The organism is Rhizobium mesosinicum, assembly GCF_019511345.1.
Taxonomy (GTDB): Bacteria; Pseudomonadota; Alphaproteobacteria; order Rhizobiales; family Rhizobiaceae; genus Rhizobium; species Rhizobium mesosinicum.
Window position 1 is genome coordinate 158,802 of sequence record NZ_JAEUAK010000007.1, and the last position, 22,631, is coordinate 181,432.

The 22,631-nt window shown below is 60.3% G+C and carries 23 protein-coding genes and 1 pseudogene; 10 read left to right on the top strand and 14 right to left on the bottom strand.

Annotated elements, in window-relative coordinates:
* Window positions 1-14 precede the first annotated feature (14 nt).
* From JNB85_RS19315 to JNB85_RS31280, 4 genes and pseudogenes are all read right to left on the bottom strand, one after another.
* Entirely contained in the window at window positions 15-413 is a 399-nt protein-coding gene (locus JNB85_RS19315) for a type II toxin-antitoxin system VapC family toxin (protein WP_220335917.1), read from the bottom strand.
* Window positions 410-661: an AbrB/MazE/SpoVT family DNA-binding domain-containing protein gene (locus tag JNB85_RS19320; protein ID WP_037095306.1), complete on the bottom strand. Its 252-nt coding sequence runs from the start codon at window positions 659-661 to the stop codon at window positions 410-412. The genes JNB85_RS19315 and JNB85_RS19320 overlap by 4 nt, the downstream gene beginning before the upstream one ends.
* Before the next feature lie 117 nt (window positions 662-778).
* Window positions 779-948: pseudogene (locus tag JNB85_RS31275) on the bottom strand (DUF433 domain-containing protein); the annotation flags it as partial.
* Window positions 949-985: 37 nt separating this feature from the next.
* A complete protein-coding gene (locus tag JNB85_RS31280; RefSeq protein WP_476748514.1) occupies window positions 986-1,117 on the bottom strand; it encodes a hypothetical protein in 132 nt (43 codons plus the stop codon).
* Window positions 1,118-1,599: 482 nt separating this feature from the next.
* On the opposite strand from JNB85_RS31280, the gene JNB85_RS19330 reads away from it, so the two are divergent.
* The 3 genes from JNB85_RS19330 to JNB85_RS19340 all read left to right on the top strand — a co-directional run bounded on the left by JNB85_RS19330 (window position 1,600) and on the right by JNB85_RS19340 (window position 3,217).
* On the top strand, window positions 1,600-1,911 hold the full coding sequence (locus JNB85_RS19330; RefSeq protein ID WP_220335919.1) for a DUF736 domain-containing protein: 312 nt from the start codon (window positions 1,600-1,602) through the stop codon (window positions 1,909-1,911).
* A gap of 317 nt (window positions 1,912-2,228) precedes the next feature.
* Entirely contained in the window at window positions 2,229-2,393 is a 165-nt protein-coding gene (locus tag JNB85_RS19335; protein ID WP_220335920.1) for a hypothetical protein, read from the top strand.
* Window positions 2,394-2,725: 332 nt separating this feature from the next.
* On the top strand, window positions 2,726-3,217 hold the full coding sequence (locus JNB85_RS19340) for a hypothetical protein (protein WP_220335921.1): 492 nt from the start codon (window positions 2,726-2,728) through the stop codon (window positions 3,215-3,217).
* 362 nt (window positions 3,218-3,579) lie between these two features.
* On the opposite strand, the gene JNB85_RS19345 is transcribed toward JNB85_RS19340, so the two are convergent.
* From JNB85_RS19345 to speB, 6 genes are all read right to left on the bottom strand, one after another.
* Entirely contained in the window at window positions 3,580-4,356 is a 777-nt protein-coding gene (locus tag JNB85_RS19345; protein ID WP_220335922.1) for a carbon-nitrogen hydrolase family protein, read from the bottom strand.
* Window positions 4,357-4,367: 11 nt separating this feature from the next.
* Window positions 4,368-5,165, bottom strand: a complete 798-nt coding sequence (locus JNB85_RS19350) for an ABC transporter permease (protein ID WP_220335923.1) — start codon at window positions 5,163-5,165, stop codon at window positions 4,368-4,370.
* Window positions 5,162-6,016, bottom strand: a complete 855-nt coding sequence (locus JNB85_RS19355) for an ABC transporter permease (RefSeq protein ID WP_220335924.1) — start codon at window positions 6,014-6,016, stop codon at window positions 5,162-5,164. The genes JNB85_RS19350 and JNB85_RS19355 overlap by 4 nt, the downstream gene beginning before the upstream one ends.
* Window positions 6,013-7,050, bottom strand: a complete 1,038-nt coding sequence (locus JNB85_RS19360) for an ABC transporter ATP-binding protein (RefSeq protein ID WP_220335925.1) — start codon at window positions 7,048-7,050, stop codon at window positions 6,013-6,015. Before JNB85_RS19360 ends, JNB85_RS19355 begins: the two co-directional genes overlap by 4 nt.
* Before the next feature lie 57 nt (window positions 7,051-7,107).
* Window positions 7,108-8,196: an ABC transporter substrate-binding protein gene (locus JNB85_RS19365; RefSeq protein WP_222858714.1), complete on the bottom strand. Its 1,089-nt coding sequence runs from the start codon at window positions 8,194-8,196 to the stop codon at window positions 7,108-7,110.
* Between the two features lie 72 nt (window positions 8,197-8,268).
* A complete protein-coding gene (gene speB / locus JNB85_RS19370) occupies window positions 8,269-9,327 on the bottom strand; it encodes an agmatinase (RefSeq protein WP_220335926.1) in 1,059 nt (352 codons plus the stop codon).
* A gap of 303 nt (window positions 9,328-9,630) precedes the next feature.
* Here speB and JNB85_RS19375 point away from each other — a divergent pair, with 303 nt between their 5' ends.
* Both JNB85_RS19375 and JNB85_RS19380 read left to right on the top strand, forming a co-directional pair.
* Window positions 9,631-10,653 (top strand): LysR substrate-binding domain-containing protein, encoded by a 1,023-nt coding sequence (locus tag JNB85_RS19375; protein WP_220335927.1) that lies wholly within the window; start codon window positions 9,631-9,633, stop codon window positions 10,651-10,653.
* 26 nt (window positions 10,654-10,679) lie between these two features.
* Window positions 10,680-11,843 carry an aminotransferase gene (locus JNB85_RS19380; RefSeq protein ID WP_220335928.1) on the top strand — a complete coding sequence of 388 codons (1,164 nt, stop codon included), beginning with the start codon at window positions 10,680-10,682 and terminating at the stop codon, window positions 11,841-11,843.
* 340 nt (window positions 11,844-12,183) lie between these two features.
* On the opposite strand, the gene JNB85_RS19385 is transcribed toward JNB85_RS19380, so the two are convergent.
* The 4 genes from JNB85_RS19385 to traC form a co-directional block, all read right to left on the bottom strand.
* Window positions 12,184-12,441, bottom strand: coding sequence for a WGR domain-containing protein (locus JNB85_RS19385; RefSeq protein ID WP_220335929.1), 258 nt, complete (start codon window positions 12,439-12,441; stop codon window positions 12,184-12,186).
* Window positions 12,442-12,977: 536 nt separating this feature from the next.
* Window positions 12,978-14,909 (bottom strand): Ti-type conjugative transfer system protein TraG, encoded by a 1,932-nt coding sequence (gene traG / locus JNB85_RS19390; RefSeq protein ID WP_220335930.1) that lies wholly within the window; start codon window positions 14,907-14,909, stop codon window positions 12,978-12,980.
* A complete protein-coding gene (gene traD / locus JNB85_RS19395) occupies window positions 14,896-15,111 on the bottom strand; it encodes a type IV conjugative transfer system coupling protein TraD (protein WP_132589857.1) in 216 nt (71 codons plus the stop codon). The genes traG and traD overlap by 14 nt, the downstream gene beginning before the upstream one ends.
* Window positions 15,112-15,115: 4 nt before the next feature.
* Window positions 15,116-15,412: a conjugal transfer protein TraC gene (gene traC / locus JNB85_RS19400; protein WP_220335931.1), complete on the bottom strand. Its 297-nt coding sequence runs from the start codon at window positions 15,410-15,412 to the stop codon at window positions 15,116-15,118.
* A 254-nt stretch (window positions 15,413-15,666) separates the two neighbouring features.
* Between traC and traA the strand changes: the two genes are divergently transcribed.
* The 5 genes from traA (at window position 15,667) to JNB85_RS19425 (ending at window position 22,630) form a co-directional block, all read left to right on the top strand.
* Window positions 15,667-18,990, top strand: coding sequence for a Ti-type conjugative transfer relaxase TraA (gene traA, locus JNB85_RS19405; protein ID WP_220335932.1), 3,324 nt, complete (start codon window positions 15,667-15,669; stop codon window positions 18,988-18,990).
* On the top strand, window positions 18,987-19,553 hold the full coding sequence (gene traF / locus JNB85_RS19410) for a conjugative transfer signal peptidase TraF (protein WP_220335933.1): 567 nt from the start codon (window positions 18,987-18,989) through the stop codon (window positions 19,551-19,553). Before traA ends, traF begins: the two co-directional genes overlap by 4 nt.
* Window positions 19,543-20,706 carry a conjugal transfer protein TraB gene (locus JNB85_RS19415; protein ID WP_220335934.1) on the top strand — a complete coding sequence of 388 codons (1,164 nt, stop codon included), beginning with the start codon at window positions 19,543-19,545 and terminating at the stop codon, window positions 20,704-20,706. The genes traF and JNB85_RS19415 overlap by 11 nt, the downstream gene beginning before the upstream one ends.
* A 16-nt stretch (window positions 20,707-20,722) precedes the next feature.
* Window positions 20,723-21,331, top strand: a complete 609-nt coding sequence (locus JNB85_RS19420) for a TraH family protein (protein WP_220335935.1) — start codon at window positions 20,723-20,725, stop codon at window positions 21,329-21,331.
* A 279-nt stretch (window positions 21,332-21,610) separates the two neighbouring features.
* The gene (locus JNB85_RS19425) at window positions 21,611-22,630 is read left to right on the top strand and encodes an ABC transporter substrate-binding protein (RefSeq protein WP_222858722.1); all 1,020 of its coding nucleotides are present in this window, start codon (window positions 21,611-21,613) and stop codon (window positions 22,628-22,630) included.
* The last annotated feature ends 1 nt before the right edge of the window (window position 22,631 follow it).

Here is a 22,631-nt window from a genome sequence, read left to right on the forward strand (position 1 = left end):
CGTGGTGAGCATATCTATGTCAGAAGGAGCGTTTCCCGGCCCTGACCGTTTAGTAGATCAACTGCTTTTTGGTCGAAAGACACGAACGTGTCCCCACCAAGCCACGCTCCTTCATGCGCGATGACGCCGTCTGCGAAATCGCCTCCGGCCTCAAGGACGGCCAGGCCCGCCTCCACGGCCGGCCTGTCCATCGAGACATTTGCCGTGGCTAGAAGATCACGGATTGTCTGCGCGATATCGTCTTTGGACAGCTTTGCGCCACGCCGTAAGATCCAGACCAACTCGCAAAGACTTGGCAATGAAACGGCGATCAGCGTGGCTTCCTCAAGAAGTTTTGCCGCTGCCTTGCCCTGCTTCGGATCGTCCTGCAAAACCGCTCGCGCCAAAACATTCGTATCAACGGCGATTTTCACGCGTCGTCGCTCCAGCCCTCAGCCGCGATTTCGTTCATTTCCTCGATGGTCAGGGCCTTCTTCGACTTTCCGGCGTGCCGTCCGATAAAATTCCCGATCGTGCCGGTCGCCCGGACAGCCCGGATACGTAACTCGCCGCCAGGCAGCTTTTCAAATTCGATCCGTTCTCCGGGTTTCACACCAAGATGGGCAAGCAGGTCGCGTTTAAGGGTAACCTGGCCCTTCATAGAAAGAGCGACTGAAGGCATGAGGGGCTCCATAGTATAGTCGGTAAAAAGTAATGTAAATTTCACTTACTTTCAAGTGGCCCGACGGACCTTAGAAGGCGGCAATCGTTCGGGTAGAGGGAGTGTGGTTCAACGTTTCAGTTGCTGCCTTGCCCGGGCGATATCCACAATCAGATAATCGTCCTCCCTGACGATATCGGCATCGGGATTTTGGCCGATCGTGTCGAACAGCCGCTTGCGTCGCTCGCAGAAAGGATGGATCCGACGCTATACCAGAGCTTCAGCAGCAGCAGATCGTCATCGGTAAGCGTTGTCGCCGCCAACGACGGAAAACTGTTTCGGCTGTCATTCTGTGGTCAATTCCTGATCAGGCGCGCCAAGTCCAGCTTGCCACAGATCGAGGTCTTCCGGTCGGTCGCTTTCAAGTTTTCGAGACTGCCTGATTTCGACGATAAACGGCTTTGTCTGCTGACGCATGAATCTCCAGGCGACGATTCAAGTGATCACGATATCCCGTGGGCGATAGGGGGCAACCGGTCGGTTGGTCTGATCGTCATGCCCGCATTGATGCTGTGACTTGAGGCAGTGCAACGGCCCGTCATGTCAGAGGTTCCGGTGCGGAGCGTGGTAACGAGGCCGCCATATCATATTCCCTCTACCGCTGTTGCCGGCGCGTCCTGCGCGGGCTCGATGAGGCATGTCTGATCGGAGAGCGGCTTCGCCTCGATCGTTCTCCCGCAACGCCCTGTCGTAATTTTCTGACCCCTGTCGCAACCTACCCCACTCGCCAGGTCGAGTGGGGGTAGGTTGCCGCCATTCCTCGCCAACTAACAAATTTGCGACTTGCCGCCCTCCACGCTGTTCCGGCCCTATGGGTGCGGTCCGATCGTCCCCGATCCTTGCGACAGCCATCGAGGCCGCGAAGGGCGCGGCCCGAAACCAACGAAAGGAATATGACAATGGCAACCATCGGCAACTTCACCACCACCGAAACCGGCTTCAACGGCTCGATCCGCACCCTCGCTCTCAACGTCAAGGCCCGCATCGCCCGCGTTGAGAACCCCTCCGACAAGGGGCCGCACTACCGAATCTTTGCCGGCAATGTCGAGTTCGGCGCCGCGTGGCAGAAGCGCTCCACTGAGACGGACCGCGACTATCTCTCGGTCAAGCTGGACGACCCGAGCTTTCCGGCCCCGATCTACGCGACCCTTACCGAAGTCGAAGGCGAGGACGGTTACCAGCTGATCTGGTCCCGCCCCAACCGGGACTGAGATCGGGAACGGCCCCGCTCACCAAGGCGGGGCCCAACGCCCGATTGGCAAAGCGGCAGCGGGCATCGAGCCCGCTACCGGCTTTTCTGGTGCCATACGGAACGGGAAATGTCTGCTCAGATAGCCAAATTGTGCTGTGGCGGGATGGCGGCCTCAAGGACGAACGGTTCCGCCAATTTCCGGCGGCGGCCACAGACCGCCACCAGAAAATCGGCTCCCCCGTTCGCCGCGCCAGCGGTCGCTTGCGCGATCCCTGACCCCGTCATCCCGCCACAGCCCCGCGTCGTCGTCTTTTACGAACCCAAGGAGATGAGGCGATGACCATCGAAGAGCACATCGAGGAACTGCGTGCCGAACTTAACAATATGCTGGACGCTGCCGAGCGTCGCGAGATCGAGGCGGAGCTTCAGCTTGCTCAGGCGGATCTCGCCGTCATGCTTGCCGAACAGGAGGGTGTCATCGAAGTTGAGCCGCCCTTCTGAAGGAGGCTCTTTTTTTGCGTCTGATGAGCCGGTCTGCCGGATCGACCGGCCGGCTGTTAGGGATTTCATCCCTCGACACTCCTGCCGGCTCACGCCGGAAACGGACGCGTCCCCTTTGGGTCCGCGGGTCTCTTCTCTCTCTGCCGTCCGACCGTACTCCAGCAAATCCGGCGTCAAGGACGACGCGGTCTCCCCCAATTTTTCCGCTGCTGCGCTACGACTTCGCTCTGGAGAAATCGGTTCCCCCGCTTGCAAGTCGCGTTCCGCGATCCCTGACCCCTTTTTGCTTGAGGAGTGGCCGATCCCCGTCATCAACTGAAGGAGATCACATTATGACAACCGATCAGAACCTCATGCTCTACACCCAGCTTGCCGGCTTCCGGCTTGTGGTCCTCGCAAACCGCTTCGGCTGCGATACCGACTTCTCGCGAAAGCTTCATGACCGCCTGGTCGACGGGCTGGAGGCAGGAATTGACCGCCTGCGGGTGATTATGGCGCTGGAGCGTAGCGTTATCGCAGCCGACGATGAGTTCGCGGAACTCCAGTTGGAAGGCGAGACCGAGATTTTCGGACGCTTTACCATCAACCTGCTGGACGAGCTCGAAATCGATTTCGACACGCACGAATATCGGATCAACGGCGGCAATTGGGTCATCGCTTTGACGGCAGACTACACTGGCGTCGATATCGACTATCCGGAACTCATCTCCCTGACCGAGGACGAACTCGGCTCACTGGCGCCGATCCTCGAGGACATCGCACGCCAAACCGGAATTGGCGTTCACGCAGCGCGCGCCGTCCACACCTGGTGGTCAGGATCATGACCGATCCTGCAGTTGCAGTCCGATTCATCGAGGGGCGGCCAAGGCGGCCTCTCAATTTGATCCGAATTGAACGCTCAGAGTGACATCCTCTCGGTGCACTGTTCGTGAACACGCGGATGGACGAAGCGCCATGCTGAGCAGCTCTTAGCTGCCCTCTCCTTTCGACGATGCCGTCATCTCTCATCGGGGTTGTTGCGGCCGTTCGTCGCGACGCAACCTGGCGCCGCCAGAATCTTTCCCGCCGCGCTGCAGCTCCTCCCTCTAAAGCATGTCGCGTAAAAATGTGCAGCGGTTTGCGGCTACGACATGCATAAGAACAATGAGCTAAGGCCTGTCGCGTGCATTCTTTTCACGCGACAGGGTTAGTTCCGAACCAGATCCGCGAGATATGTGTTTTCAGCACGCGAACGGGCAAAATCCTGCGGTCGAATGGTCGCGAAAAGCAGCTTTTCGCCTTCGGCCGGCGCTTCCGCTAGGAGGTTGCCGTCAGGCGCGGCTATTTGCGACAGCCCGGCATAGGCGAATGTATCGTCGGCGCCGCAATGATTGATATAGGCCACAAAAACCTGGTTTTCGAAGGCACGGACACGGATCATATGCTCGGCAATCATGGTACCTGAGTGACCCCTCGGGAGGGCCGTGGGCACAACGATGAGATCGGCGCCGGCCTGTGCCAATCGCCGTACGTTTTCGGGGAATTCCACGTCATAACAGATCAGCATGCCGAGCTTGATACCATTGACCGACGTGATCTGAGACGAGGGCAAATCTGGCTTAAACCAGGTCCGTTCATAATCGCCGTAGAGATGAGACTTGCGGTAAAGGGCAGTCGTCCCCCTACCATCCGTCAAAAGTGCGCTGTTGTAGATCGTCCCGGCGACCCGTTCGGCGAAGCCCGCAACGATGGCGATACCGTTCTCGCGGGCGATCGCGTCGAGCCTGTCAGGGATCTCGCCACTCGCCTCGCTGGCAAGACGACGAAAAGCCTTACCCGCCCCATATCCAACAACTGCCAGTTCCGGCACGACCAGCATTCCCGCATCGTTAGCGGCTGCTTTACGAGCCGCATCTTCAATGCGTGTGAGATTGGCTTCAACGTCGCCACATACGGCTTGCATTTGCAGAGCGGCGAGTTTCATCGTCCCGGCTCCTATTTCTCGTTGGACGACATGGCGCCGAGCAATTTCGGCAGATCGCCGAAGCGCGCGACGAGGCTGAACACCGTCGCTGCCACGACCACGAACAGGATCGTTACAGAGGCCATGGTCGGCGTGTAGCCATAGCGCAACGCGTTGAAGATCTTGATCGGCAACGTCTCGAGCGTGAAGCCGACGGTCATGTAGGCGACGATATACTCGTTGAGCGACAGCACGAAGGCGAAGGCATAGCCGGAAACAAGGTAAGGCAGAATGAGCGGCATGACGATGGTGCGAAACACCGTGCTATCGTCGGCGCCCATGGTCGCGGCCGCCTCCACTAGCGATCGATCGATCGCTGAGAACCCGAGCGAGATCGTAACGAGCGGCAGGGTCACGAAGAAAATGGCGTGACTGATGACTGCTGTCCATGGTTGGCCATAAGAGCCGACAGTCGCCCAAAAGGTAAGCATTCCGAGCGCCGTGATAACAGGCGGCAGCGTGAAGGGCGCAATGCCAAGAAGTTGGAATATGTTCGCCCATGGCGCAATGCGGCGCCACAGGAACCAGGCCAGCGGCAGGGCGATCAGCACTGCAACGGCAGCGGAAAGAATGGCGAGTGCCAGCGATGCGAAGAAGGCGCTCCGCCATTCTGGATCCAGGAAGATCTCACCGTACCAGGCAAGCGAGAAACCCTGCGGCGGGAAAGTCAGGCTTTGCTTCTCGTTGATAGAGACGCCTGCGACCACAATGATCGGCGCTGCAAGGAACAAGCCGATGAAAAAGAAGAAGAGACGATGCCAGAGGTTCATGCCGCCGCTCCTTTGCGTCCGATCAAGATCGTGAGGCCGACGAGGGCGACCGCGACCAACACGAGGAATACAGCCATGGCAGCTGCAAACGGCATGTTCGATTGGTAGATCGCCTGGTCCGTAATGAGGACCGACAGCGTCCAATGCTGTGGTCGGCCGAGAATTTGTGGCAGAAGGTAACAGCCGAGCGCGAAGATGAAGACCATGATCAGCGTGGCGATGATCGTGTTGCGGAGCGCTGGAATGACGACCGTGAAGAAGGACTTGACGGGTGAGGCACCGAGTGTGCGCGCCGCCTCGGTCAATGTTGGATCGAGACGCACCAAGGCCGGATAGAGTACGAGGATCGTATAGGGCAGTGCCTGATAGACCATTCCGGTTAACACGGCCGGGAAGCCCGGGGTCAGGGCCACGGCTTGCTTCATCACACCGAGCATCACGAGCAGATTGGTAATGCCTGCCGTGCGCGAAAAGAGCGTTGACCAGGCGAAGCCTATGATCACCTCGGAAAGGGACAGAATGGAAAGCAAGGCGATCAGCCACAGGATCTGGGCTCTCCGGCTCATACGGGTCAGCAGATACGTGAATGGGATTCCGAGAACGATGCAGCAGACGGCAACCGAAACCGCAAGAAAGAGCGAGAAGCCGAGCACCTTGCCGAAGAAGAGGCTGAAGAATCGTGCGTAGTTATCGAAGACGAAGGCGGGCGTGTAAAAGCCGCCCTGTTGTCGCTGGAAGAAGCTGACCGCAATCATCGTGCCGAATGGAATGACGAAAAAGATCGTCAGCATTGCTGCCGGGAAGGCAAGCGGCCCGTAGTCCCGGAGCGTCTGAGGCGGTTCGCGTATCATTGCTTCAGCACCACACACACATCCGGCGAAAGCGTCACGCCGACCTCCTGACCAATATGGACGCTTGGCCGCTCGCGGGGAGTGGAAACAGCAATCACCCGTGTGCCGGAAATATCAACAAAGGTTTCGATCGTGCCACCGAGATCGCGAATGAAGGCAACCTTGCCGTTGATCCTCCCGGCTCCCGGCCCCGTCAGGTGCACGTCTTCCGGTCGTACGGAAAGGGTCGCCTTCGTCAGCCCGTCTGGAATTGTCACCCCCTCGACTGGGTGGCCAAGCACGACCGTCCGCCCAGCGCTATCGCTCTCAACGGCGAGAAGGTTGGTCGATCCGATGAAGTCCGCAACGAAGCGGTCGGCGGGGCGCCGGTAGATCTCGACGGGGCTTGCCGCCTGCCGGATTTGGCCGCCATTCATGACGACGACCGTATCGGCCATGGTCATGGCTTCTCGCTGATCATGGGTGACAACGATCGTGGTGATGCCGAGTTGCTGCTGCAGCTGGCGCAGCTCCACCTGCATGGCTTCGCGCAGCTTGGCGTCCAGCGCCGAGAGCGGCTCGTCAAGCAGGAAGAGCCTCGGCGAGATCGCTAATGCGCGCGCGATTGCTACACGCTGGCGCTGGCCACCCGAAAGCTTATTGACCGGTCGGCCGGCATAGCCAGTAAGATCGATCATCGCAAGCAACTCGTCGACCCGCTTTTTCTGCGCTTCCTTTGCCGCGCCGCGGATGCGCAAGGGGTAGGCTATGTTCTCGCCGACCGTCAGATGCGGGAAAAGCGCAAGCGACTGAAATACCATGCCGAAATCCCGCTTGTGCGTCGGAACTGGCGTAATGTCGGCCCCATCGATGAGGATTGCTCCGCTGGTCGGCGTGTCCAGGCCGGCGATCATCCGCAGCAGGGTCGTCTTTCCGCAACCCGACGGGCCGAGCATGCAGACGAAGGTTCCGTGCGGCACGGTGAGCTGCACATGATCGACGGCAGTGAACGTGCCGAATTGTTTCGAGACGCTGTTTAACGCCAAGCCAGACATTCAAATCTCTCCGGTAAAAGGGTCGCCGTCCTGCGGCGGCGACCCGTCAATCGTCGCTTAACCGGCGATAAGTTCCGTCCATTTCTGGTTCAGCCAGTCGGACTTGCTCTGATAGAGATCATAGCGCGGCGTGATCGGCTCGATGTCCGAGGAAACGGCGGCGAATTCCTTCTCATTGAGATCGAGCAGATCGCGCATGACCGTAGGGGCCGTGCCGACCTTGCGCGACAAGGTCGCCTGGATCGCCGGCTGGCACATATAGTCGATGAAGATATGCGCCTCTTCTGCCTTCTTGGATGCGCGCGACAGCGCCCAGCAGCCGGAATCCTGAATGCCCCCTTCCTTCGGGAAGGTCGAGCGGACATGGAAACCGTCGGCGGCTGCAAGTCCCGTGACGTCATGGTAATACTGACCCATCGGAATTTCGCCGGACTTCAGAGCCTGTTCGAATTGAGCTTCATCGCGATACCAGAGCCGGACATTCGGCTTGACTTCAGCGAGCTTTTCAAAGGCCTTCAGAATGCCGTCCTCGGTATCCAGCGCATTGGTGCCGCCAAAGAAGGTCTTGGCCGTGACCTCCAGCAGGAAGGAATTGGAGACGAGCGCCAGCAGGCCGAGCTTGTCGGCATTTGCCGGATCCCAAAACGCCGCCCATGACGTGGGCGCGTCTTTGTAGACATCGGTGTTGGTGACCAGCGTAATGTACCATGCGACGGCGCCGATGCCTGCCACGCGGCCATCCGGATACTTGTTGATGAAGCGATCGATGACCCCGGACGAATTTTTGATTTTTGCTGTATCGAGAGGCGTCCAGAGTTCGGTCGCCTGTCCCTTGAGCATGGCAACCTGCGACATCATCGAGACGTCCGCTGGTGCCTGTCCAGCCTTGGCGGCCTGCTCGAGTTGTACCAGCCAAGCTTCGCCAGTCGGCTCGGCGACGGATTCGACCGCGATTCCGGTCGCCTTGGTAAAGTCGCCGAAGATGTTCTTGTCGAAGCTATTCTTGAAATAGCCGCCGTACACGCCGACCTTCAACGACTTGTCCTGCGCCCGCAGGACCGTCGGCATAGCCAGCAACGAGGCGCCGGCAAGACCGGCGCCTAGCAGGGCGCGCCGGCTCATGCTCGTGTTGAGGATGTCACTCATTTCTTCTCTCCTTTATTTGCCGACCGGCGTTTTCGCCATCCCGGCCAGTTCCCACATTGTTGTTACTATGTTTTACGCCTTTGCCGCGATGAAAGGGCTGAATACCATCAGGCTCAGGATCTCGAACAATACCTGTGCACCCGCCTGCGCCGTGTTCGTTGTCGCGTCATATTGCGGCGCGACTTCCACGACATCGCCGCCGACGAGATTGATGCCCTTGAGGCCGCGGATCAGTTCCAGAACTTCGCGCGTTGAAAGGCCTCCCACTTCCGGCGTCCCCGTTCCTGGCGCGAAGCTCGGATCAAGACTGTCGATGTCGAAGGAAAGATAGGTCGGGCCGTTGCCGACGATGGCCTTCGCCTTCTCAATGATGGCCGCCATGCCCATGCCCGGGATATCCTCCGCATGGATCACCGTCATGCCTGACTCATAGGAGAATTCCCAAAGATATTCGGCCGAGCCGCGGATGCCGATCTGAATCGTGCGCGTGGGGTCGAGCACACCATCGAGCACGGCGTTGCGAAACGGTCCGCCGTGGTGGAACTTGGTCTGGTCGAATGCGCCGCCGGTGTCGCAATGGGCGTCGATATGGATCAGGCCGACCGGTTCCTTCCTCCCAACCGCCTTCAGGATCGGATGGGTGATGGAATGGTCGCCGCCGACCGAAAGGGGAACGACCCCGGCATCAACGATCTGGCCGATCCGCCGCTCGATATCGTCATGACTCATTTCCAGCCGGTAGCGGCTCGCGAAGGGCACGTCGCCTATGTCTGCCACACGCAGATCGAAGACCGGCGCACAGCCGAGCACGTGATTGTAGGGACCGATCCGCTCGATCGCACGGAGCGCCCGCGGTCCAAAGCGCGAGCCCGGCCTGTTCGTAACACCAAGATCCATCGGCACGCCGGTGATCGCAACCTGCAGATTGCCGAAATCAGGATTATCGGCATCGACGGGCATGTAAGGGGCGGTCAGGAAGGTCGGCACGCCGGCATAGGGGGCAAGACGCGTTCCAGTCTTGGAAAAGATCTTGTCGGCGACCTTGCGGAAGGCGGCATCGAAGAGCTCGCCGCCATGGCCCTCGCCATATTTTGCCCTCAACGCCTGCAGTTTGCCGTTGTCGAATGCCATTCCTGCTTCCCTTCTGCATCGGTGGAGCGTGCGGAAAATCGCTAGCCGCGCCGCCTGTAAGAATGTTGTTCCCCAGAACGGAATGCCGAAAAGTGTGCTCGGTTTTCGGGCGACATTCCGCTCTGATTTTTTGATCGGGAGACGGATTGAGATTTCAGGTCGATCTGACCTCAAATCTGAATCCGTCTCTAGGGCCTTGCCCCTGTTTTTCCATTATCATTGTAAAGCCCATAGAAAATCAATTGACATTGTTATAGCAATTGATGTGAGAAAAATTCACATGAAATATCCCCTGGAAGTTGGATGTCCGATCGTTTGCCACCCCTGAACCCCTTGCGTGCTTTCGAGGCGACGGCGCGTCGCGGCTCCGTTTCGGCAGCTGCGCGCGAACTGAACGTCACGCACGGTGCGGTCAGTCATCAGATCCGGGCACTGGAAGAGTCGCTGAATGCTGCGCTCTTCGAGCGCGGCGGCAAGCGGCTGAAGCTGACTGCGCAAGGTGCGCTGCTCTTGCCTGCCGTTACGCGGGCTTTTGGCGAAATCGCTGCGACCACGGCGCTGATGAAACGACCGGCAACGAGCGGTGAACTGACCGTTACCTGCGTCCCGGCATTGCTGTCCTTCTGGCTGATACCGCGCCTCAACCGTTTCACCGAGCAATATCCGGATGTGAGGCTGACGCTGATTGCATCCAATGATCCGGGTCAGCTTCATTCCAGGGATGTCGATATCTGCATCCTCTATGGCGACGGCAATTGGTCCGATTTCTGGACACGGCTCTGGAGCCATTTGCGTCTCTTTCCGATCGCAAGCCCCACTCTGGTCAACAGCCGGCCATTGCGATCCGTGCGCGATCTCGCCGACCACGTGCTTTTTCATGGAGACGACGGACGGGAGTGGAACACGTGGCTTGCCGCGGCAGACGCGATTGATCTCAGCCGCGGTCAGCAGCATTTCATGAGCGATGCGCGACTTTCGACTGAAGCTGCGCTGCACGGTCAGGGGATTGCCCTTGGCGACACGATCACCGCGGGGAACCTGATTGCCAAGGGGGAGCTTATCGTTCCCTTCGATCTCACCGTGCCTGCGAATGACGCCTTCTATGTCACTTGCCGCCATGAGGTTCGGGCGGCTCCCATTGCCAAGGTCTTCATCGACTGGCTCTTCGCCTCGCTTCAAGCCGACAGTTTGCCCGAACCCCAGACCTCGGCCCGCACCTTGCTCAGGACGCGCGCCGGCCGTTCCGGTCAGGAAGGCTTTCAGCCTGTTTCGGCGCCCGGTCAAAGGCGCGCAGGGCAGGTGCAGAGACGAAAATCTCGGGCCTAAACTCGGATAGAACCACAGGAAACCCAATGCCGCCCTTCAATCCGCTCGTCGACAAATTGGTACCGCCTCCGATCCCTTCCGTTTTCGCCTGGGCAAAATCCTACGACGGGCGGCACGGGCCGTTGATCGATCTTTCTCAGGCCGTACCAGGCTATCCGGTCCACCCGGAAATGCTGAAATTGCTCGGGGAATTCGCTGCTTCAGCCGCGTACACCGGCTACGGGCCGATCGAAGGCGAGGCGGAATTCCGGCAAGCCTATGCTGCTCACGCCTGCGAGGTCTATGGCGCCCCTATCGGCTCTGCCAACATCCATATTACCGCAGGCTGCAACCAGGCCTTCGTTTGTGCGGCGATGACGGTTGCCGGGCCGGGCGACGCAGTGTTGATGACCAATCCCTATTATTTCAATCAGGAAACGACCCTTGCCATGCTGGGGATCAAAAGCCGGTTTGCAGCCTGTGATCCGGCAGCCGGTTTCCTTCCGGACCCAGCCGCGCTCGCCGCGGCAATCACGCCTGATGTGCGGGCACTGGCGATCGTCTCGCCCAACAACCCGACCGGCGCCGTATATCCCGCCGACCTGATGGAGGAGATTTTTGAGCTCTGCAAGGGGCGCGGGATCTGGCTGATCCTTGACGAGACGTATCGTGACTTCCTGCCCGAAGGTGTCGGCCAACCGCACGGGCTCTTTGCCAAGGACGGATGGGAGGATACGCTGATCGGCCTCTACAGCTTCTCCAAGTCCTTCTGCATCCCTGGCCATCGGCTCGGAGCGATCACGGCGGGGCCGCAGGTCGTGAGCCAGGTCGCAAAAATCATGGACAACCTGCAGATCTGCGCGCCTCGTGCGCCTCAGGCGGCCGTGGCAAAGGCTCTTCCGCGCTTAGCCGCATGGCGGCAGGAAAACCGGCGGGAGATCGCATTGCGGGCCGAAACCCTTCGCCTCACGATGGCACGGGTGACGAAATGGAAGCTTGGCGCGGTTGGCGCCTATTTCGCTTTCGTACGTCATCCCTTCGACCGGCGGGATTCGACCGAAGTCGCCGAAGCGCTCGCGCGCGACGCCGGCGTTCTCTGTGTGCCTGGCGCCTATTTCGGGGAGGGTCAGGAAGCTTATCTCCGTTTTGCCTTTGCCAATGCGGATGCTCAAACCATTCGCATGCTCAGTGGCCGCCTCTCGCGATTTTGACCGAGGGCTCCGAATGGACAGGCTGGTCGCGCCTAAGCGTGATGAAGTCCGTGCGCTTGCCGCCTGGTGAGCCCAAGCCGCTTCATCGAGTCCTCCGACAGTCTATTCGCAAGTGTGACGCTGTGCCATTCTGCCCTTCCTGCGGCCGTGTTCATCGAATGGAGCGTCAAAAAATGCGTGCCCAGCGGCATTTGCGGGTCGGCAATGCCACTTCTTTCGCGAGGGAAAGCTCGGCCTGAAACTTGCCATCAAGATCTCGTTCTTCGTCGAGAGCGAGGGGACCTTCGAACGGACTGGAACCGCCGCCGATGGGCTTTTCTGCCCAGCTTCGGCGGTTTTTTCACATCGACATCGAGGGGCGCGGACTATAGCCGCGCTTTCGTTTCTGCCGGAGCAGATCGAGGAAGAGACCGACCGCTTCCTCTTCCCTCCCGAAATGGTGGACCATCATCTGGCCCTTGGTTCCGATGCGGCCCCATTTCCGCAGCAGACTGACGTCGCCGAATAAGTTCGGTTCGATCGACATGGCATAGTAGCGGGCCATGTTCTTCGAGGCATCGGAGCGTTCGACATAAAGGTGGTAGGGCTGCGAGATCATGAGCCCAGAATCGTCGATCTCGGTAATTCAGTCCAACGACACTTATGAATCGATGGGCATGAATTGATTCACATCGGTGATGATTTGCTGAATGTCGTCGTAGCCCAGAAGATCGCCGTCGTAAGTTTGAGAAGGCCGCTCCGTCCCGTTCGGAGCGACGTTCTCCACGCACCGTGTTGATCATGCCTGCTTCTGGACTTCCGCACCCGTCGGAACACAACGACATTCGATTTCGCCACTACCTGTTCCTCTTCGATCTGCCTCAACCTATGTCGGCCCCGGTTTGATTTGCGTTCATGGAAAGCTCGGCTGCCGCCAGCAGATGGGGGACGATCAAGCGGTGTGCGAGGTGCGGGCGCAGTCGGTCCCGCCTCCCCTTCGGGTAACTCAGTTGAGGCTCCTGCGGCTGCGCTGTTTCCGCTTCTTGCACGACGAGAATTCCCGAAATCCCGACCGTCGGTCGGCGCTATGCTGATTTCTCCGATATTCTTCTTTGTCCTCGATCAGCCTTGCTCGTTGCACTGGGCGCCGGCTGATCAGGCTTCAAGCGTTTTCCCGATCTTGTGAAACCGGTTCGCTCCGACGCAAGTCTTCATGTCATCGCGCCGGAACCAGATCGCTCGGCCGCATCGAAGCGGCGCGTTGCCGGCCGTGAACACGATCTGTTCATCGGCGCGCATGCGCAGAACCTCATGCGCCTGGATTAGCGGTCTGGGTGCGAGCTGTTTAGACCGGGTCCGCGACGATCCTTTGGATTGAAGACTGCGGCTGAGCTGGTCGATCTCGACGGTGGTCATGCCGCAACGCTTCGAGATGTAGTCGGCGGTGTCGGGGTCGTTGATCGCGGAAAATGAAATCCAGCTCGCGCTTTCGAACCATTTGCTCGCGGCGTCGCGGCCGCCATAGGTTTCGCGCATCTGACCGATGGACTGGTAGATCATGGTGAGCGTGATGCCATACTTGCGGCCGGCATCGCGGGCGATTTCCAGGATGCGCATGTAGCCGAGCCGCGCCACCTCATCGAGCAGGAAGAGCGCCCTGCCCTTTACCGCGCCATCACGATTGTAGATCGCGTTGAGGAACGAGCCGATGATCACCCGTGCCAGGCCGGAATGCGTCTCCAATGTCTTCAGATCGATGTTGATAAACACGTCGGTCTTGCCATCCGCAAGCGCGTCGGTCGAGAAGGTCGAACCGGATACGAGAGCGGCATAGTTGGTGTAGGACAGCCAATGCGTTTCCTTGACCGCGTTGGCGTAGACGCCGGAGAAGGTTTCCGGCGTCATGTTGACGAAAGCGGCGACGTTTTCCTTCACGAAATCCGAGTTCGAATTGTCGTAAATCTCCTGCAGCCGCTTCCGCAGTTTCGGCTCCGGTTCGGCAAGATTGGAGCGAACCTGACGCAAGGTCTGGTTCTCCTGTTCGGTGTGACCGGACAGGCAGACGTCGGCGACCAGCGCGGTCAACAGCTGCAATGCCGATGCACGAAAGAAATCGTCGCGCACGCCGCGCGCGCCCCCGCTATCGCTCATGATCCATGACGCGACCGAGGCGATATCTTCTTCCTTGGTTCCGCCGAACCGGCCAATCCAGTCGAGCGCGTTGAACCCGGTTTCCGGTTCCTTTGGATCAAGGATGCGAATGAAGCGCGCAGCGCCGTTACGATGCTCGCGCACCATGGGCGCGACCTCGTTCGAAGGGTCCAGCACGACAAGGCCGGCGCCCCATTTGAGCGCCGTCGGGATTGTCACCGACGTCGTCTTGAAACCGCCCGATCCGGCGAACACGATTCCATGAGAGGATCCGAACGAACCGTCGAAACACAGGAGCGGCGACTTGCCCCCGGCGCCCCAGGTTTCCGGGTCGTCGGCACGGAACGCGAGCGCTGCCATGTTGTCCTTGTCGACCCGATAGCGCTCGCCGATGACAATGCCGCCGGTCTCGGGAAAGAGCTTTGCCGCGTCCTGCATTTTCATCCAGTCGGCTTCACCATGGAGAGCCCGTTCCCCGCGGATGCGTTTCGGCTCGGCTCGCGCGAAGGCGGCGTTGCCGATCAGCGCGACGCGCACCGCGAAACATCCGGCCATCAGTGCCGTGGCCGCACCGACGATCGTCGCGGGGTCGAGATATGAAGCGATGGATTTGCCCGTCGGAACCTGCCCAGCGAACGCGGCAAGACGTGTGGTCTCGCGCATCACCGCGATCAGGGCCGTCGCGATGCTTCCCGCGGCGGTGCCCCAGCCTGCGAATTTGATGCTCGTCGCGCCGGCGCTAGCGAACAGGACGATAACACCGATCGCTGCGGCGGTGATATAGGGCGCGGCGATGCCTGCCCGACCCAACGCTAGCCTCGCGCTTTCCGTCTTGCCGAAGGCCGACAGCCATTGCTCGATCCCGACCATGCCGATGACGGCCAGCATCATGAGCACGAACGGGGCGCCGGCCAGAGCAATCCTATTTGCCTTCATCGCCGAAGGCCTCCGCCCCGATCGCGATCAACCGCGTCCGCTCGCCTTCGTCTGCTTTCAGCCGGGAACTGAGTTCGACCAGAGCTCCGAGAAGAACCGCGCGTTTCTCGTATCGCAAACCAGCCTTGACGATCAGGCCGCCGAGTTCGATCTTCTCCCGCGTGTCCCTTTTACGGGCATCGGATGTCCTAGTTCGCGCCATCCGCTCAAGCCTCGCCAGTGTCGCCCTGAGCCGCGCCATGCGTGACCGCCGCGGTCGATGCACCGGCACCCGCTTCTCCGTTGCCCTTCTTGCCTCCGTTCGAAACGCCCTGCCCGCCGCGAAACCGTTTCGCCAGATCCTCGAAGGCGGCCTGGAGCACGGCTTCCTCGATCTCGATTTCTCCAAGACCTGCCTTGAGCGCGATCCGGCCGATCCGCTCGGCTTCACGGGTTTCGGCAGCCTTGAGCTGTTCCTGGAGCTTAGCGATTTCGTCGCGGATCTTGGAGGAAGGCTTCTTCATTCCCGGTCGTCCTTTCATGCCGTTTCTTGTCTTGAACGGCATGAGATTCCACGAGATCGGCGTGCCGATCTACTAGCAGAAATGCGAGTTGGCGCAGCCAACGCCTTTGAGCATGATCCCGGCCGTTCCGAAGGAGCGGCTTCCAAGGGCGCAATTATACGTCGCTGATGCGACGCTCTGCTTTTGCCCCAGGGTGGGGCCGCAGCCCTCGAGGAGCGCGTTGGTTTCGTTTGCAACCGGGAAAGAATTTCGTCGTGGCCGTCCCTCATTTCTCCGTCAGCGTCGTCGCCCGCGGTTCCGGCCGCAGCGCCGTGCTGTCGGCGGCCTATCGCCACTGCGCGAAGATGGAATATGAGCGAGAGGCGCGGACGATCGACTACACTCGCAAGCGCGGTCTCCTGCATGAGGAGTTCGTCATCCCTCCGGACGCACCCGAGTGGTTGCGGTCGATGATCGCCGATCGCTCGGTTTCCGGCGCATCCGAAGCCTTCTGGAACAAGGTCGAGGATTTCGAAAAACGTTCGGATGCCCAGCTCGCCAAGGATGTCACGATCGCGCTGCCGATCGAACTGACGGCCGAGCAGAACATTGCGCTGGTCCGGGACTTCGTCGAACGGCACACTACCTCCAAGGGGATGGTGGCGGATTGGGTCTATCACGATGCCCCCGGCAATCCGCATGTGCATATGATGACGACGCTGCGGCCGCTCGCCGAGGATGGGTTCGGCGCCAAGAGGGTTGCGGTTCTCGGGCCTGATGGTAATCCGATCCGCAATGATGCCGGCAAGATCGTCTACGAACTCTGGTCCGGAGGTCTCGACGACTTCAAGGCCTTTCGCGACGGCTGGTTCGGCTGCCAGAACCGGCACCTGGCCATGGCCGGTCTCGACATTCGCATCGACGGCCGATCCTTCGAAAAACAGGGTATCGACTTGGAGCCGACGATCCATATCGGTGTCGGCGCAATGGCCATCGACCGGAAGGTGGAGCAGGCGAAGAGGGAGTCGTCGGCAGCGTCATCAAAACTCGAACGGATCGAGCTGCTGGAGGCACGGCGAAGAGAGAACGCACGTCGCATCCAGCGCCGGCCGGAGATCGTCCTCGACCTGATCACTCGGGAGAAGAGCGTCTTCGATATTCAAGACGTTGCCAAGGTCCTGCATCGCTACATCGACGATCGCGCCCTGTTTCAAAGTCTAATGGTCCGCGTCCTGCAGAGTCCCGAGGCGCTCCGTCTCGAGCGCGAGCGGATCGCCTTTGCGACCGGCACACGGGTGCCGGCCAAATACACGACGCGCGAGCTGATCCGGATCGAAGCGGAGATGGCCAATCGCGCAATATGCCTTGCGGGGCGATCCTCGCATGGCGTTCGGCAAGCGGCGCTCGAGGCGACGTTCGCGCACCACTCCCGTCTGTCGGAGGAGCAGAGGACGGCGATCGAGCATGTCGCGGGACCCGAGCGGATCGCGGCCGTCATCGGCCGCGCCGGCGCCGGCAAGACGACGATGATGAAGGCTGCGCGCGAGGCGTGGGAAGCCGCCGGATATCGTGTTGTCGGCGGCGCGCTCGCCGGCAAGGCCGCCGAAGGTCTGGAGAAGGAAGCCGAGATCGCCTCGCGCACGCTTTCGTCCTGGGAGCTTTGCTGGAGCGGGGGCAGAAACCAGCTCGACGCAAAGACTGTCTTCGTTCTCGACGAGGCCGGCATGGTGTCGTCGCGGCAGATGGCGCTTCTGGTCGAGACGGTGACGAAGGTCGGCGCCAAGCTCGTCCTCGTCGGCGATCCCGAACAGCTCCAGCCGATCGAAGCGGGGTCCGCGTTTCGGGCGATTGCCGATCGCATCGGCTATGCCGAGCTCGAAACCATCTATCGCCAGCGCGAGCAATGGATGCGGGACGCTTCGCTCGATCTCGCTCGCGGCAACATCCGTAAGGCCATCGATGCCTATACCGCTCAGGGTCGAATGATCGGTTTGCGTCTGAAGGACGAGGCCATCGATACGCTCATCGCTGATTGGAGCCGCGACTACGATCCGGCGAAAACGACATTGATCCTCGCCCACCTCCGCCGTGACGTGCGCATGCTCAACGAGATGGCGCGGGCCGAGCTCGTCGAGCGTGGCGTCCTCTGCGAAGGATTTGCGTTCCGGACGGAAGACGGGAGCCGCAACTTCGCAGTCGGCGACCAGATCGTTTTCCTGAAGAACGAGGGCTCGCTCGGCGTCAAGAACGGCATGCTCGCCAAGGTCGTCGAAGCCGCGCAAAACCGCATTGTCGCAGCGATCGGCGAGGGCGAGCACCGCCGCCAGGTTACCGTCGAACAGCGCTTCTACAACAATCTCGACCATGGTTATGCCACTACCATCCATAAGAGCCAGGGCGCTACCGTCGATCGGGTCAAGGTGCTCGCGTCGCTCTCCCTCGATCGCCATCTGACCTATGTGGCAATGACGCGTCATCGCGAGGATCTCCGCGTCTATTACGGCACGCGATCCTTCTCTTTCGCCGGCGGGCTGATCAAGATCCTGTCTCGCAGACAAGCCAAGGAAACCACGCTCGATTACGAGAAGGCGACCTTCTATCGCCAGGCGTTGCTTTTCGCCGAGGCCCGCGGCCTGCACATCGTAAACGTCGCCCGAACAGTTGCCCGCGACCGGCTCGAATGGACGATTCGCCAGAAACAGAAACTGGCAGACCTCGCGCACCGGCTCCTCGCCGTCGGCACCAAACTCGGCCTCGGTGCCAGTCCCAAACCAACCCGCCCGCAAAGCAGCAAGGAGGCCAGCTCGATAGTTGCCGGCATCGCAACATTCCCGAAAACGATCGAGCAGGCCACCGCCGACAAGCTCGAATCTGATCCCGGCTTGAAGAAGCAATGGGAAGACGTGTCAACCCGTTTCCATCTTGTCTACGCGCAGTCGGAAGCCGCCTTCAAGACTGTCAATGTCGACGCCATGCTGAAGGATGAGACTGTCGCCAAATCGACGCTGGCGAAGCTCGCCGGTCAGCCGGAAAGCTTTGGTGCACTCAAGGGCAAATCCGGCCTGCTCACAAGCCGCGCCAACAGGCAGGATCGCGAAAGGGCTGAACGCAATGCTCCGGCTCTTGCTCAAAGTCTCGGCGACTATCTGCGCCAGCGCAGCCAGGCCGAACAACGCTATCAGGCGGAGGAAATGGCGGTCCGCCGCAAGCTCTCGATCGACATTCCGGCACTGTCTCCGAACGCCCGCCTGACGCTGGAACGCGTGCGTGACGCCATCGACCGCAATGAGCTTCCCGCCGCACTCGAATTCGCGCTTGCCGACAAAATGGTGAAGGCGGAACTGGAGGGATTTGCCAAGGCGGTCGCCGAGCGCTTCGGCGAGCGGACCTTCCTGCCCTTGGCCGCCAAGGACACGAATGGCGAGACCTTCAAGACGATCACCGCCGGCATGAGCCCCGGTCAGAAAGCGGAGGTCCAGTCAGCCTGGAGCCTGATGCGCGCAATGCAGAAGCTCGTCGCTCATGAGCGAACGGTCGAGGCCGTCAAACAGGCTGAAACGATGCGCCAGGCCAAGGGCCAAGGAATGTCGCTGAAATGAACATCCATCGCGTTGAGGCAGTAGGAACGAGGCGATTAGGTAAAGGGCCCGTCGTTGTCTTTGCGACAACCGCGGCGGTGCTTCTCGGTGCGATCTTGGTGGCCGGGTTCGGGGGCTATCGGATCAATCTTACATCGAGCGAACCGCTCGGTCTCTGGCGTATCGTCAAGCTCGATCGGGCAGCTAATGTCGGCGATCTCGTCTTCATCTGCCCGCCTCGAACGGCAACCATGCAGGAGGCGCGTCGCCGCGGCTACCTGCGCTCCGGTCTTTGCCCGGGCGGCGTTGCGCCGCTGATCAAGACAATCATCGCCCTCCCCGGACAGCGCGTCGACATTGGCATCGGCGTTACCGTCGATGGACATCAAGTTTCCAACTCCGCTCTTCAGCAACGGGACGGTGCGGCTCGACCGATGACGCCGTTCCGGGGCGGAATCTTGCCGGCGGGTAGCGTCTTCCTGCACTCGCCGTTCGCCGGCTCCTACGACTCCCGCTATTTCGGTCCCCTCCCCGCTTCCGGAATCCTCGGTCTGGCGCAACAGGTGCTGACCTATGCGCCCTGATCACTACCGACCAGCGTTGCTGATCATTGCTGCGATTGTTGCCGGAACGCTCGGGTGGCGTGGCCATGTCCTGCTGCTTCCGGTGGCCCTGGCGTTTCCAATTCTTTGGGCAAGGGCGCGAACGAGATCGGTGGCGGCGCTCGTTTCAGGCGGGTATTTCCTGGCGGCATCTCGCGGTCTGCCGCAGGGCGTCGCGACCTTCTATTCGTCGGATCTGTGGCCCGGTCTGTTGCTATGGTTGTGTGCGTCGGCAAGTTTCGTTGGCGTGCACGCGATGCTCTGGACGAAGCGCTCTGGTACTCGCTCGTTTCGTTACTTGGCGGCCGCCACGCTCATGGCGGTGCCCCCTTTGGGCATCACCGGCTGGGCACATCCTGTAACGGCGGCCGGCGTTCTGTTTCCGGGATGGGGATGGTGGGGACTGGCGGCAACGACAGCCGGCCTGATGGGTCTCGTCACCCGCATGTGGCCGGCTGTCTCGATCGCCTTCGCAGGCTTTTGGGTCTGGTCCGCCGTAAACTGGACCGAACCGTGTCTACCCGATGGGTGGCGCGGCGTCGATCTGCAAATGGGTTCGTCGCTTGGTCGGAACACCAGTATGCAGCGCCACCGTGATCTGATTGCCACGGTGAAGGACCGTGGTCCCAGGGCCAACCTAACTATCGTGCTGCCCGAGAGCGCCTTGGGCTTCTGGACGCCGGCGGTCGAACGGCTCTGGGTCAAGGCTCTTGAAGGCACGGAGATTTCCGTCGTCGCCGGCGCCGCCGCCGTCCATGCCAAGGGATATGACAACGTGCTCGTCGTCCTCTCCGGCACCGACGGCGGCATCCTCTATCGCGAGCGAATGCCGGTCCCGGGCTCAATGTGGCAGCCGTGGAAGTCCCAACTCGGCGAGCGGGGCGGCGCCCTTGCGCATTTCTTCGCCAATCCGATCGCGACGACAGGAGATCGACAGGTCGCGCCCCTGATTTGCTATGAGCAGCTCCTCGTCTGGCCGGTCCTGCAATCAATGCTCCACGATCCAGATTTTATCGTCGCGGTCGGGAATGGATGGTGGACGCAAGGGACATCAATCGTCGCGATCCAACGGGCGAGTGCAACCGCCTGGGCAAACCTCTTCGCAAAACCGCTTGTTTTGGCCTTCAACACCTGAAATCCGAGGAGACTTCATGCTGGACGCTGCCCTGATCAAAGAATGTGCCGATCCTTCCCTGAAGCCGGCGATTGTCGAGCAATTCGTCGATGCTGTCGGGTCTCCCGACCCGCTCGCTGTTTCCATGAAATCGGGTGGAAGACTGATCCTCATCCCGAAAGCGAAAACCGCCGACGAGGTGATGGAAATCATTCGGCAGAATGTTGGGCATGCGGTCGTTCGGGTTGGACTGACGCAGTTTCCGGCTGGGGTCGGCGCGAAGGACGCCTCCGAGCTGAAACCCGACCTTGTCGAGCCGTGTGCCAACCTCCGCATGGGAACGGCAATGTTCGCCAAGATTCTCCGCATTGTGATCAAGTGGTACGGAAACCCCAAGAGCGAGGAGGTCTTCCCTCAGATATTCGATGACGCTGTTTATGCCTGGAAGACGGGCGAGTTTGAGGGCAATAGCGTGTTTCAGGCAGAGGATCCGGGCGGCGCGGTAGCCATGCAGTCCGGCAGTGCCGTCGAACGCGATGTTCAGAAGATGGCCGATCAACCAGGCGAGTCAGCCGCGTCTTCTCAATCGACCCTGCAGGACGCTGGCATCCGGATCGATCTTTCTCGGATCGGTGGCCAGCGTTAGCGTCGGGGACGAACCCGATCGGAGCAATCGCAGATGCTGCATGCCAGTCCATGAGCTTCGATCCCAACCGAGAATGCAATAACCGCGTGGTCGTCACGAGCTTTCGCGGCGACTCACGCTCTGCATGCCGTGCCGCTTGGATTATCCCGATTCATCGCGTCGAGACATGAATATCAGTTGATTGCTATTAGACGTGAGGATGTCGCGTCGGCACGCTTTTTCCGGGAACAATATCAACCGGGAGAAACCGACGTGCGACGATTCCAGCCACCTTCCATTCTGCCTTTAGCCCTTGCCCTGTGTTTGCCGCAGCTCGGGCATGCGGAAACCCTCGTCGTCAACAGCTATGGTGGACCCTACGAAGCCATCATTCGAAAGGCGATTATCGAACCCTTCGAGCGCAAGACCGGGATCGACGTCGTCTACGATGCAGTCGGCTCGGCCTCGCAGGACTATGCCAAGATCAAGGCAACCAACGGACATCCCGGATTTGACGTGGTGGTCATGACAGCGTCGCAATCGCTTCAAGGCTGCCGCGACGGAGTGCTCGACAAGCTCGACGTCACCACGATCCCGAACCTTGCTTCGCTCACCGCTAGCCTACAGGCCGTTGCAGGACCCTGTGGCGCGGTCCACGAGGTCCAGTACATGTCGCTACTCTATAGGACTGACAAGCTTGCTTCCGCGCCGACCTCTTGGGGTGATCTTCTCCGGCCGGATCTCGATGGCAAGGTGGTCCTGCCGACCTTCCAGAACATCATGGCCGTCTATCTACTGGAAATGATGTCGATTACAGAAGGCGGCGGGCTGATCGACGATATCGATCCCGGCTTTGCGGCCATGGCCCGTCTCGCCAAACACTCGATCGGCTTCGAACAATCCTCTGCCATCCTCGAAAGCTACATCAAGGATGGCACGGTCTGGGCAATGCCCTTCTGGAGCGGCCGCGCTCAGCTTTTGGTCGACGAGGGAATGCCTGTTGACTATGTGCGGCCCCAGGAAGGCACCATCCCGCTGATCGCGACGCTGAACGTCCCGGTTGGAGCCGAGCACAAGGCGGCGGCAAGATCCTTCATTGATTTCTTCCTGGAAAAGACCAGTCAGGAAGCCTGGGTCGCCGGTTACAAGGTCGGCAGCGCTCGTGTCGACATCGATGTTCCGGAAGGCCTGCGCCGCCGACAGATCACGTCGCAAGAAGGTTTCACGTCACTCAAGTTGCCCGATCTGACCGTGCTCGGCGACAAGCTCTCCGAATGGGGTGGACGCTGGGACCGAGACGTCGTCTCGCAGGCGCGTTGAG

Bases quoted from the DNA above. Each gene is read 5' to 3' on its own strand.
- JNB85_RS19355 (WP_220335924.1), bottom strand. From the start codon at position 6,016: ATGATACGCGAACCGCCTCAGACGCTCCGGGACTACGGGCCGCTTGCC.
- JNB85_RS19415 (WP_220335934.1), top strand. From the start codon at position 19,543: ATGCGCCCTGATCACTACCGACCAGCGTTGCTGATCATTGCTGCGATT.
- JNB85_RS31280 (WP_476748514.1), bottom strand. From the start codon at position 1,117: ATGCGTCAGCAGACAAAGCCGTTTATCGTCGAAATCAGGCAGTCTCGA.
- JNB85_RS19330 (WP_220335919.1), top strand. From the start codon at position 1,600: ATGGCAACCATCGGCAACTTCACCACCACCGAAACCGGCTTCAACGGC.
- JNB85_RS19340 (WP_220335921.1), top strand. From the start codon at position 2,726: ATGACAACCGATCAGAACCTCATGCTCTACACCCAGCTTGCCGGCTTC.
- JNB85_RS19420 (WP_220335935.1), top strand. From the start codon at position 20,723: ATGCTGGACGCTGCCCTGATCAAAGAATGTGCCGATCCTTCCCTGAAG.
- traD (WP_132589857.1), bottom strand. From the start codon at position 15,111: ATGGCGCGAACTAGGACATCCGATGCCCGTAAAAGGGACACGCGGGAG.
- JNB85_RS19360 (WP_220335925.1), bottom strand. From the start codon at position 7,050: ATGTCTGGCTTGGCGTTAAACAGCGTCTCGAAACAATTCGGCACGTTC.
- JNB85_RS19375 (WP_220335927.1), top strand. From the start codon at position 9,631: ATGTCCGATCGTTTGCCACCCCTGAACCCCTTGCGTGCTTTCGAGGCG.
- JNB85_RS19365 (WP_222858714.1), bottom strand. From the start codon at position 8,196: ATGAGTGACATCCTCAACACGAGCATGAGCCGGCGCGCCCTGCTAGGC.
- JNB85_RS19335 (WP_220335920.1), top strand. From the start codon at position 2,229: ATGACCATCGAAGAGCACATCGAGGAACTGCGTGCCGAACTTAACAAT.
- speB (WP_220335926.1), bottom strand. From the start codon at position 9,327: ATGGCATTCGACAACGGCAAACTGCAGGCGTTGAGGGCAAAATATGGC.
- JNB85_RS19345 (WP_220335922.1), bottom strand. From the start codon at position 4,356: ATGAAACTCGCCGCTCTGCAAATGCAAGCCGTATGTGGCGACGTTGAA.
- JNB85_RS19320 (WP_037095306.1), bottom strand. From the start codon at position 661: ATGCCTTCAGTCGCTCTTTCTATGAAGGGCCAGGTTACCCTTAAACGC.
- traC (WP_220335931.1), bottom strand. From the start codon at position 15,412: ATGAAGAAGCCTTCCTCCAAGATCCGCGACGAAATCGCTAAGCTCCAG.
- traF (WP_220335933.1), top strand. From the start codon at position 18,987: ATGAACATCCATCGCGTTGAGGCAGTAGGAACGAGGCGATTAGGTAAA.
- JNB85_RS19350 (WP_220335923.1), bottom strand. From the start codon at position 5,165: ATGAACCTCTGGCATCGTCTCTTCTTCTTTTTCATCGGCTTGTTCCTT.
- traG (WP_220335930.1), bottom strand. From the start codon at position 14,909: ATGAAGGCAAATAGGATTGCTCTGGCCGGCGCCCCGTTCGTGCTCATG.
- JNB85_RS19380 (WP_220335928.1), top strand. From the start codon at position 10,680: ATGCCGCCCTTCAATCCGCTCGTCGACAAATTGGTACCGCCTCCGATC.
- JNB85_RS19385 (WP_220335929.1), bottom strand. From the start codon at position 12,441: ATGATCTCGCAGCCCTACCACCTTTATGTCGAACGCTCCGATGCCTCG.